The organism is Enterobacter cloacae complex sp. P1B, from assembly GCF_014982345.1.
Classification (GTDB): domain Bacteria; phylum Pseudomonadota; class Gammaproteobacteria; order Enterobacterales; family Enterobacteriaceae; genus Enterobacter; species Enterobacter bugandensis.
In genome coordinates, this window is the sequence record NZ_JADCLF010000025.1 from 1 (window position 1) to 1,831 (window position 1,831).

Sequence of the window (1,831 nt, forward strand, 5' to 3'; positions counted from 1 at the left end):
TCCAGATACACAGCCCGGAGATTTACTATTATGAACAAAGCAAGTTTTTATTATAAATTTTTTATTGTAAGAGTTTTTATGTATCTCGGATTATTTGCTTTAATTTTATGCATTAAAGATGATATGCCAACTGTATTACCCCAGATGAAAAAGGCGTATTACGGTTGGTTTATTATAATGGGAAGTATAATGCTATGGGATGTTCTACTATTCACAAACGCAATGTCTTCAGAAAAGTTCAAAATGCAATTGAAAGAAAAATTTGTTGGTACATCATTACTCACCAAGTTAAAATATTCCATACTCATCTCATCACCTATAATAGGTACAATTTCTTTGGTGCATGGTGTTGTTATCTCCTTATACTAGTATAACACTGCACACTTTTAGTGTTTTACCGGAAACTCAAAGCAAACGCAGGGATGAATGGTGACTATGATTGAGAAAGAGAAATGTCAGAACAAGGCTATACCATCGATAGTATTAGGTTATTGGTTCTAAAGAATATGACTTGTATATCGATAATGTTATAGACGGCATTGTAAGACGGCGGTTTACGCTGTTGCGACAATGATTTTATGCGTATTGATTGTAAATATATGAAATTTTTGTCGATTAAAAAAAGTAAGTTCCGATACTAAGATAATAAACTATAAGTAATATGAGGGTTAACGATGTGGCTTGAAACTTCACTTGCAGCTTTATGTATAGTTTTCGCTGCTGCTGCTGCTGGTTACATGTTCTATGGATGGTTTAACCGATTTCGTTCCTTGCCAGTATGCATCGTTTCGATAGGGTTTTCCATTTGTCTCGCGGTTGTTTTAGCTCTGGAGTTCAATGACCTAATAACAATATTAGCTATTGCTTTACAGATAATATCACTATGCATGATGACTGCTACTGGTGCAGCAAAATTGCGTCATAGACTTCGTATCCCTTCTTAGGTGGCTTAAGCGGCCTTTTCAGGCCATTAGTTTAATTCCCGCGCTACTTGGGACGTACAGGTGATTCTGCCCAGTAGACAGGCAGTTGCCTTCCAGATAGGATAACCCTATGATTCAGTTGCTAGGTACAATTATGAGTTCGTCTGCTGCCGTAACCGTTCTGACCGGCGTAACAGTTTTTGTTGTTGGTCAGCTCATCGCAAAAAGATTCATTGAGCCTTATATATCTTTCAGAGAACAATTAGGGAGGATTACAGCGCTTTTATTACGTGAGCAAGCAACAATCACAAATTTCAGAGCTAATCATGAAACCATACACGATTTGAAAGATGCTGCTTCTCTGTTAATAGCAAAGTATGCAGCCTTGCCCGGCTGCCTGAAAAGAAGCTATGTAGGTATAAAGTTTGTGCCATCAAAGGCTGAAGTTCTTGGCGCAGCACAAAACCTTAATGAGATCACCTCTATACTTGCTGGCGACAGTAAGAAAAATACCTACAATCTTATAAAGGAGATTGGACTCAAGCTCAATATACCGACTACCTACTCTTCTCATTAATTCTTGCTCAACATTTGATGCTCAAGTAAATTCCGCCACTCTAAAGAAGGGCACATATATGAGAATTTGGATAAAAATTTTTAGTGGCATTTTCATCACTCTAATCTTTTTCGCTTTTTGGCTATCCTTACCTTAGTCAGACATACCGCACTTTCTGTCCAGTTATACAGCGCCGTCCCGTTTTTATCCCCCGTTTCTGTGGATAATCAACATGTGGTGTCCCTGCCAGCTGTGGCAGATACTATATATAGTGTCCGCCCCGCTGCCGTCGCCCCCTCCCTGGCCCCGAACCACCAGAAAACCCCGACGCCAGCCTGGACAGCACCGCATA

Annotated in this window: 2 protein-coding genes; both read left to right on the forward strand. The window is 39.5% G+C overall.

Features of this window, described 5'->3' with window-relative positions; translation table 11 throughout:
• The coding region (locus INF77_RS22755) for a hypothetical protein (RefSeq protein ID WP_227415172.1) at window positions 1–369 on the forward strand (369 nt) is incomplete at its 5' end.
• Window positions 370–1,053: 684 nt separating this feature from the next.
• Window positions 1,054–1,500: a hypothetical protein gene (locus INF77_RS22760; protein WP_193533025.1), complete on the forward strand. Its 447-nt coding sequence runs from the start codon at window positions 1,054–1,056 to the stop codon at window positions 1,498–1,500.
• The last annotated feature ends 331 nt before the right edge of the window (window positions 1,501–1,831 follow it).